This is a genomic window from Pseudomonas sp. NPDC085632 (assembly GCF_044541255.1).
Lineage (GTDB): Bacteria > Pseudomonadota > Gammaproteobacteria > Pseudomonadales > Pseudomonadaceae > Aquipseudomonas.
The window spans coordinates 45,368-53,184 of sequence record NZ_JBITSX010000047.1 but is presented as its reverse complement, the minus strand read 5'-3'; the positions used below and the strand labels follow the sequence as shown (position 1 = coordinate 53,184).

Genomic DNA, 7,817 nt, shown 5'->3' with positions numbered 1-7,817 from the left:
GACCACATCGCCGAGCAGATGCCCGCACAGGAACCCCGCCCCGGCCCGCCGCCCGTGGGCTGCACCGATGCCGAACACCGCCAGTACACCCTGCCTGACTTCATCATGACCCGCGGCGGCGTTTCCCTGCGTCCGGGCGACGGCATCATCCACTCGTGGCTGAACCGCATGCTGCTGCCAGACACCGTCGGTACCGGTGGTGACTCGCACACCCGTTTCCCGATGGGCATTTCGTTCCCGGCCGGTTCCGGTCTGGTTGCGTTTGCTGCGGCCACCGGCGTTATGCCGTTGGACATGCCGGAATCGATCCTGGTGCGCTTCAAAGGCAAAATGAAACCTGGCATCACCCTGCGTGACCTGGTTCATGCGATTCCGTACTTCGCTATCCAGAACGGTCTGCTGACCGTCGAGAAGAAGGGCAAGAAAAACGCCTTCTCCGGCCGCATCCTGGAAATCGAAGGTCTGGAAGGTCTGACCCTGGAGCAGGCGTTCGAATTGTCCGACGCCTCGGCCGAACGTTCGGCTGCCGGTTGCACCATCAAGCTGTCGAAAGAATCGATCACCGAGTACCTGAACTCCAACATCACCCTGCTGCGCTGGATGATCGGCGAAGGCTACGGCGATGCGCGTACTCTGGAACGTCGTGCTCAAGCGATGGAAGCCTGGGTTGCCAACCCGGAACTGATGGAAGCCGATGCCGACGCCGAATACGCCGAAGTCATCGAAATCGATCTGGCCGACATCAGCGAGCCTGTACTGTGCGCACCGAACGATCCGGACGACGCCCGTCTATTGTCCAGCGTTGCTGGCGAGAAGATCGACGAAGTGTTCATCGGTTCGTGCATGACCAACATCGGTCACTTCCGCGCTGCCGGTAAAATGCTGGTTCAGGTCAAGGGTCAACTGCCAACCCGTCTGTGGCTGTCGCCACCGACCAAAATGGACGCTCACCAACTGACCGAAGAAGGCTACTACGGCATCTACGGCAAGGCTGGCGCGCGCATGGAAATGCCAGGCTGCTCGCTGTGCATGGGTAACCAGGCACGTGTAGAGCCGAACGCGACTGTTGTGTCGACTTCGACCCGTAACTTCCCGAACCGTCTGGGCGACGGCGCGAACGTCTACCTCGCTTCGGCCGAGCTGGCGTCCGTGGCTTCGATCCTGGGTCGCCTGCCGACCGTCGAGGAGTACATGGAATACGCTGGCAAGATCGACAGCATGGCGGCCGATATCTACCGCTACCTGTCCTTCGACCAGATCGCCGAGTTCCGTGAAGCTGCTGCGAACGCCAACATCCCGGTCGTTCAAGCCTAACGTTGCAACGCAATGAAAAACGCCGCCCATCGTAAGATGAGCGGCGTTTTTTTATGCCTTGGGGTTTAGTATGAGGGCTCTCTGCACGGCACCATCGACGCTCAAACCGCTGAGAATCACACCGTTGGCCAGTACTTCAGGCAAAGCGTCCAACACCGTCAACGCTTCATGCTTGAGCCGCGCCAGAATCAATCGCTTGCCTTCCTGATGCACCCGCAAGAAAAACTCCTGCATCGCCTCAATGCTGGTGCCATCAAGATCCGGCGTCTCTTCAAGACTCAGAATCACCGTGTGCACCGGCACCTCTGCATGGCGGATCAGCCGTAACGCCGCCCCCAGAATTCGTTCAACATTGGCAAAAAACAACGCCTCGCTCGGTCGAATGATCAGCACCCCGGGTTCCGTCTGCGCAACGGGATGGCGCTGCACATCGACAAAATCATGCCCGCCGTCGATCCGCCCCAACACTTGAACGTCCGCGGCCGACATCTGCTTGAGCATCAACAGCACACTGATCGCCACCGAGACCAGCAAGCCGTCCAGCACGCCCAACATCAAAACGGCCGAGACCGCACAGATCACCAGCACGCGATCCCGGCGCCAGATGAAGTAGCGGCCCAGCGGCTGCAAACTCAAACCGCGACCCAACGCATGCATGACAATCGCGGCGAGAACCGGCTCGGGCGTCAGGGCAATCCACGGCAACACCGTCAACACGATGATCAACACCACCAACGCGGCGACCCCGCCGGCCCAGCGAGACGTCGCCCCTGCGGCTTCATTCGCCGAGGTCGCCGAGTACCCAGCCCCTGCCGGCATGCCATGAAACAACCCGGAGAGCAGGTTCGACGCTCCCAGCGCCAACAGATCACGGTTTGAGGTGACGCGGTCGCCATGCTTGAGCGCATAGGAACTGATCGACCCGTAAGACTCCGCATACAGAATCATCACCAGCGCAAACCCCACCTCCCCCAGCCGTAGCCAGTCGGCGAACGGCAGCGTCGGCAGGTTGGGGACGTCGAGGCTGAGGTCGATGATGCCGATCATCTTCACGCCGTACGCTGGCAGGTTCAGCCATTGCCCGGCGGCGATGCCGATCACCACCACCAGCAAACCGCCAGGCACTCGCGGGAATCGCGAGGAGACTCCGAGCAACAGCAGTGCGACGGCCGCGACAGCCGCAGCCGGCCAGTTCCATTGCGGCAGTTGTTCAAGCAGTTGCGGGGCGAAGCGCACCAGATTGGCGTCGGTCAGATGCACGCCGACCACACTGGCGACCTGCTTGAGAATGATGGTCAGCGCCAGACCGAAGGCGAATCCACGCAAAACCGGTTTGGCGATGAAGGACGTGACACTGCCCAGACGAAAGGCCCCGGCCAGCAAAAACAACACGCCCGTGACCAACACCAAACCGACCGCCAACGTGGAGCGCAATTGCGGGTCACCATTGGCCAGCGTTGCCGTCGCCGCCGCCAGCACTGCGGCCGAGGAGGACGTCGCCGAGACAATCGCAAAGCGACTGGAGCCGAACAACCCATAACAGAGTAACCCGGCGAACAAAGCAATCACCCCGGCCTGAGGTGCCAGCGCGGCGATAGTCGAATACGCGACGGCTTCAGGCAGCAGCAACCCGGCAATCGACAAACCCGCCAGCACATCCTGCCAGCGATTGGGTGGAACAACAGGTTGCGGGGCGTTCGACAATCCACTGTCTCCAGACGAAAAAAAGCCGCTGTGCGCGTCACGCACAGCGGCCACTGTAGCTGAGTAACCTGGGTTTTGGCTTATGCGGTCAGCGAATAAATCAGCGCCGAAATCGCCACCAGACCTACTGCGGTGACAAACACATTGGAAGCCTGACCACGATAACGCGCCATTGCTGGCACCTTACGAATGGCATACATCGGCATCAGGAACAGAATCGCTGCGATCACCGGGCCGCCGATCGTTTCGATCATGCCCAGAATGCTCGGGTTCAAGGTCGCCACGATCCAGCACACCACCAGCATGAACGCCGCCACAATACGGTCCAGCGCCTTGGCGCCTGGACGTTTGCCGCTTTTGATGATCAGACCTTTGAGACCTTCACTGGCACCGATGTAGTGACCGAGGAAAGACTTGGAGATCGCCACAAACGCAATCAACGGCGCCGCGAAGGCGATGGTCGGATTGCTGAAGTGGTTGGCCAGGTACGACAGGATCGACAGGTTTTGCGCCTTGGCCTCGGCCAGTTGTTCCGGCGTCAGGGTCAGCACGCAGCTGAACACGAAGAACAGCACCATCGCCACCATCAGCAGGTGCGCGCGGGACAGGATCTGCGAGCTGCGCTCTTCAGCGTGGACGCCGTAGCGGCGCTTCTGATCGACCGCAAACGCCGAGATGATCGGCGAGTGGTTGAACGAGAACACCATTACCGGAATTGCCAGCCAAAGTGTGTGCAGCAACGCGGACGGTGCCGGCACGTGCGAAGCGGTGGCGAGAATGCCGCCGTTCCAGTGCGGAATCAGGTAAACGGCGAGGAACAGCAACGCGACGATAAACGGGTACACCATCAGGCTCATCGCCTTGACGATCGCCTGCTCACCGCAACGCACCACGGCCAGCAGACCGAGGATCAGCACGAACGACAGCAGCGCACGCGGTGGCGGCGTGATGTGCAGTTGGTGCTCGAGGAAACTGGCGACCGTGTTGGTCAGGCCAACACTGTAGATCAGCAGGATCGGGAAGATCGCGAAGAAGTACAGCAAGGTGATCAGCGCACCGGCCTTGATGCCGAAATGCTGCTCGACCACTTCAGTGATGTCGGCGCCTTCACGACCGGAAAGCACAAAGCGGGTCAGGCCACGGTGCGCGTAGAACGTCATCGGGAACGCCAACAGCGCGAGGATCACCAGCGGCCAGAAGCCCCCCAGACCTGCGTTGATCGGCAAAAACAGGGTACCGGCGCCGATGGCCGTCCCAAACAGTCCCAACATCCAGGTGGTGTCCTGGCGATTCCAGCTCGAAAGTTCAGCGGGTGCTGCTGCATCAAAGCGCTCTTCGACGCTATTGGCCTGATCATTCATCCGGTCGGATCTCCGCTTTCGGGTCACTTGCCACTCGGTCAGGACGCGTCGGAAAAAACCGACAGACATGCTCCGGCCGAAACAGGGGCGCGATTCTCCGTGATAAATGAGCAGAAGCAAAGACTTAGCTGAGGAATGGTTATGCGGGGCAGATCAGCGGGGTGTCGTTTTTGGGCAATTATCTGTCGTACATAGGTATTCTTGCTGTCGTTAATAGGCACATGCAAAGGTATTCAGATGGTTCGGACCAACACCATCACGAAAGCGATCCCCACCGCGCCCATCAGCATTCCAAGGCTAAATAGCAAAACCGTTTCACGCCTTTCGGCCTTGCGAAAGGGCTTCATGGCTTCTCTGAACTCAAACTCCTCTTGATACAGTCGGTCTATCCTGGCTCTGCTTTCCTCTGTGCTCATACTGCTCCCCTCCCTTTTTTTGGTGGTCTGAGTCAACACGTATGCGCAACGGCAACCTGCTGCGCTCTCTTACAGCTTCAAATAAAGCCCTACGGCGGTGGCAATTGCAGTTAATGCCCCAGCCCCCACCACAAGGGGATACAAAAAAGTCTCAAGTTTCAGTTTTGCTTCCTCCGCCAAGAGCTTGCGCCTCTCCGCGCCGAGCTTTTGGGTTTCCGTTTGTAGCCTTTCGATCTCCACATTTTCGTGGTCATCAAGATGCATGAACCTTCCTTGGCTGCTGACAGTTAACGCTCGGGAAGCTTTTCCATCCTGGACCACCTCCCATTGCTGCCCCATGATTTCGCGTTAACCGTCTGCCCGATAGCAGATGGCTCTGCCAAATGCGTAGGTAAAATCCGCGAGTTTCGTAGGTAGCCTCATACAACAACAGTAGCGAGGTCATCACCCCACACTTTCAATTTGGTTGATATGTTCTAGCGTGAATGAGTCCCCTCCCCCCGGAGTCTCTGCCCATGCCCCTCGTTCGCATCGACATCAAACAAAACCCCGACCCCACTTTCGCCAAACGCATCGGTGAGCAGATCTATTCCGCCCTGTGCAGTTGTATCGATGTGCCGGAGTACGACAACTTCCAGATCCTCACCGAGCACGACAGCCAGCACTTCGTCTACGACCCGCAGTATCTGGGGATCCAGCGCAGCGACGGCGTGGTGTTCATTCAGATCACCATCAGCGAAGGGCGCTCGGTAGAAAAAAAACAATTGCTGTTCAAAACCATCGCCGAAAGCCTGCACAGCCAACTGGCGGTGCGCCTGGAAGACGTCTTCATCAATCTGGTGGAGGTGAAAAAAGAGAACTGGTCATTCGGTAACGGCATTGCGCAATACGTCACTTGAGCGGGTGATTGACAGCCCGGCATCGGTGCCAGCATGATCGGCCCCATGAACATTCGCGCGCTGCAACTCACCCGCACCACCACGACCGCCACCGGCGGATCGCGGAGTTTGTGCGTGAGGTAACCCAGCGCAGCAGACCCGAGGCCCCGCCAGCAATGGACGGGGCCTTGTTGTTTCTCCCGTCCGTGCGGCATCTGCAGCACCCAAGGAGAAGCACCATGCCCGCAGCACTGTTGATCATCGATATGCAGGTTGGCCTGTTCCACGGCCCGGAAAAACCCTACCAAGGCGAACGGGTTCTGGCCAACATCCAGCGTCTGGTCGCTCAGGCACGCGTGAATCAAGTGCCGATCTTCGCCGTGCGCCACACAGGCCCGGACGGCTCACCGATTGCCGCTGGCAGTCCATTCTGGCAATTGCTGCCAGCGCTTGAACTGGACGCCGAGATAGACACCCTCTTCGACAAATTCCGCCCGAATGCTTTCCATGGCACTGACCTCGCGCAGCAACTTAAAGCCGCACAGGTAGAAGACCTCTATGTGGTCGGCATGAAAAGCCAGTTCTGCATCGACAGCACCTGCCGCAGCGCTGCCGATCTGGGTTTTAGACCACTGCTGGTCAGCGACGCCCACACCTGCATGGACACTGCTGCGCTATCGGCCGAAGTGATCATCAACCATCACAACGCAACCCTCGGTGCCGCCTTCGCACGATTAATCGACAGCGCTGAAGTGCGGTTCTAAGGGAGCGGGCGAAATAGACGCAACTTCACTTGCTGCGGTTGCGTCAACCAGACATTTGTTACGGCATCCTCTGTCCTGCAGCATCGTGTAATTAATTAAGAGAGCCAGCGACTTTAACTACAGACAACGCCAACAAACAAGCAAATCGAAAACCAATTTTTCAGAATATTCCTACAACATAAACAGCAAAAAAACCCACAACAAAATATTACTCAAAACCGAATATCAGCCATTTGTTACAAACAACTACCCAGCCATTGAACAATATTCCATGGCAGGTCTATATTTTTATCGCCCCGAATTCGAAGACTAATAATTCAAGTGTGATCAAGAGGACACAGCATGCAAAAGAACATGATGAGCGGCCTGTTGTTGGCCGCACTGCTTGCCCCGCTCGCCAGCGCCAACGCCGATGTCCGCGAGCTGGCTTCTTCGCCGCGATGGCTGACCACCAAGGTCTATATCGACGGCGCCCCTGAAACCGACGTCAAAGCGAAGTACCCCGGCGTCGTTGGTATATCGACGTGGGATCCCGAGCGTAATCGATACGAGTTCTTTTACACCGACACAGGCGAATCAAAATACAACAATGGCGTTGGCGGGTATTTCTTTGTCACCGGCGATCAGCAACAGCACATTCTTGTACCGGATATCGGCCCGACCAAAACATGGGTCAGGCGTTTGGAAACACTGAACAAACGTGAGTTCACTTATTCCCGGGAAGTCCCCCGCGACATGGTCGACAATAATCCTCTTGTGCGCATTCATGTCGTTCACGCGCCCTATACCGGAACGATAGAAACCAAGTCCGCCATCAAACAATAAAACCAGGAGTTCGCTATGCAAAAGTCAATTAAAACCCTGCTGATGTCGACGTTACTGATTTCTTCTGTCTATTGCGCCGGGGTCAGCGCACAAGCTGCCATCCAGCCCGCAAAAAATGCCGTCGCCACCGCCGACAACGCGATGATGCTGACCGTCTTTCTGAAACATGATCAAACCCGACCGTTAAGTGAACTCAAGGCCCAGCTCGCGCAACAAGGCTTCTACAAAACCTTCCCCCCGGCCGGAGTCGAGGTGGTGAGCTGGAGCATCATGATGGGTATCGGCCAAGTCGTTACCGTGCGCTTTCCTGTCTCGCGTCTGGCGGAAGTGAACCTTGCGCTGGAGAACACCGCATGGGGCAGTTACCGCACCGAGTTCTATCCGACCTACGATTTCAAGCCGATTGCCCTGGCTGAACAAGCCAAAGCGCAAGCGGCCCAGTGATGCCGACAGCACACCGGATCACCGGTGTGCTGCCTGCCCTTGCTTCTTGCCCGAAGCCGTCCAGAATCAAAGCACCACTGCGCGAATGACAACGATTGCCAAGTCGCTGCG

At 57.7% G+C, this 7,817-nt stretch carries 9 protein-coding genes; 5 read left to right on the top strand and 4 right to left on the bottom strand.

The features are described from left to right. A partial coding sequence (locus ACIF4X_RS23510) for an aconitase family protein (protein ID WP_397483940.1) occupies positions 1 to 1,314 on the top strand: 1,314 nt, incomplete at its 5' end. A 51-nt stretch (positions 1,315 to 1,365) separates the two neighbouring features. On the opposite strand, the gene ACIF4X_RS23505 is transcribed toward ACIF4X_RS23510, so the two are convergent. The 4 genes from ACIF4X_RS23505 to ACIF4X_RS23490 all read right to left on the bottom strand — a co-directional run bounded on the left by ACIF4X_RS23505 (position 1,366) and on the right by ACIF4X_RS23490 (position 5,059). Then, positions 1,366 to 3,018, bottom strand: coding sequence for a SulP family inorganic anion transporter (locus ACIF4X_RS23505; RefSeq protein ID WP_397483939.1), 1,653 nt, complete (start codon positions 3,016 to 3,018; stop codon positions 1,366 to 1,368). Positions 3,019 to 3,098: 80 nt separating this feature from the next. Continuing rightward, positions 3,099 to 4,379 (bottom strand): HAAAP family serine/threonine permease, encoded by a 1,281-nt coding sequence (locus tag ACIF4X_RS23500; RefSeq protein ID WP_141127693.1) that lies wholly within the window; start codon positions 4,377 to 4,379, stop codon positions 3,099 to 3,101. Between the two features lie 233 nt (positions 4,380 to 4,612). Then, on the bottom strand, positions 4,613 to 4,795 hold the full coding sequence (locus ACIF4X_RS23495) for a hypothetical protein (RefSeq protein WP_397483938.1): 183 nt from the start codon (positions 4,793 to 4,795) through the stop codon (positions 4,613 to 4,615). 69 nt (positions 4,796 to 4,864) lie between these two features. Continuing rightward, the gene (locus ACIF4X_RS23490; RefSeq protein WP_397483937.1) at positions 4,865 to 5,059 is read right to left on the bottom strand and encodes a hypothetical protein; all 195 of its coding nucleotides are present in this window, start codon (positions 5,057 to 5,059) and stop codon (positions 4,865 to 4,867) included. A 251-nt stretch (positions 5,060 to 5,310) separates the two neighbouring features. Between ACIF4X_RS23490 and ACIF4X_RS23485 the strand changes: the two genes are divergently transcribed. From ACIF4X_RS23485 to ACIF4X_RS23470, 4 genes are all read left to right on the top strand, one after another. After that, positions 5,311 to 5,694: a tautomerase family protein gene (locus ACIF4X_RS23485; RefSeq protein ID WP_397483936.1), complete on the top strand. Its 384-nt coding sequence runs from the start codon at positions 5,311 to 5,313 to the stop codon at positions 5,692 to 5,694. A 218-nt stretch (positions 5,695 to 5,912) separates the two neighbouring features. Then, complete coding sequence (locus ACIF4X_RS23480; RefSeq protein WP_397483935.1) at positions 5,913 to 6,437, top strand: cysteine hydrolase family protein; 525 nt, start codon at positions 5,913 to 5,915, stop codon at positions 6,435 to 6,437. A 342-nt stretch (positions 6,438 to 6,779) separates the two neighbouring features. Further along, the gene (locus ACIF4X_RS23475; protein ID WP_397483934.1) at positions 6,780 to 7,262 is read left to right on the top strand and encodes a DUF4822 domain-containing protein; all 483 of its coding nucleotides are present in this window, start codon (positions 6,780 to 6,782) and stop codon (positions 7,260 to 7,262) included. Between the two features lie 15 nt (positions 7,263 to 7,277). Next, positions 7,278 to 7,706: a hypothetical protein gene (locus ACIF4X_RS23470; RefSeq protein ID WP_397483933.1), complete on the top strand. Its 429-nt coding sequence runs from the start codon at positions 7,278 to 7,280 to the stop codon at positions 7,704 to 7,706. Positions 7,707 to 7,817: the final 111 nt, after the last annotated feature.

What these genes read in the sequence shown, in the direction of transcription:
- ACIF4X_RS23500 (WP_141127693.1), bottom strand. Translation starts at nt 4,379, where the DNA reads ATGAATGATCAGGCCAATAGCGTCGAAGAGCGCTTTGATGCAGCAGCA.
- ACIF4X_RS23495 (WP_397483938.1), bottom strand. Translation starts at nt 4,795, where the DNA reads ATGAGCACAGAGGAAAGCAGAGCCAGGATAGACCGACTGTATCAAGAG.
- ACIF4X_RS23490 (WP_397483937.1), bottom strand. Translation starts at nt 5,059, where the DNA reads ATGCATCTTGATGACCACGAAAATGTGGAGATCGAAAGGCTACAAACG.
- ACIF4X_RS23485 (WP_397483936.1), top strand. Translation starts at nt 5,311, where the DNA reads ATGCCCCTCGTTCGCATCGACATCAAACAAAACCCCGACCCCACTTTC.
- ACIF4X_RS23480 (WP_397483935.1), top strand. Translation starts at nt 5,913, where the DNA reads ATGCCCGCAGCACTGTTGATCATCGATATGCAGGTTGGCCTGTTCCAC.
- ACIF4X_RS23475 (WP_397483934.1), top strand. Translation starts at nt 6,780, where the DNA reads ATGCAAAAGAACATGATGAGCGGCCTGTTGTTGGCCGCACTGCTTGCC.
- ACIF4X_RS23470 (WP_397483933.1), top strand. Translation starts at nt 7,278, where the DNA reads ATGCAAAAGTCAATTAAAACCCTGCTGATGTCGACGTTACTGATTTCT.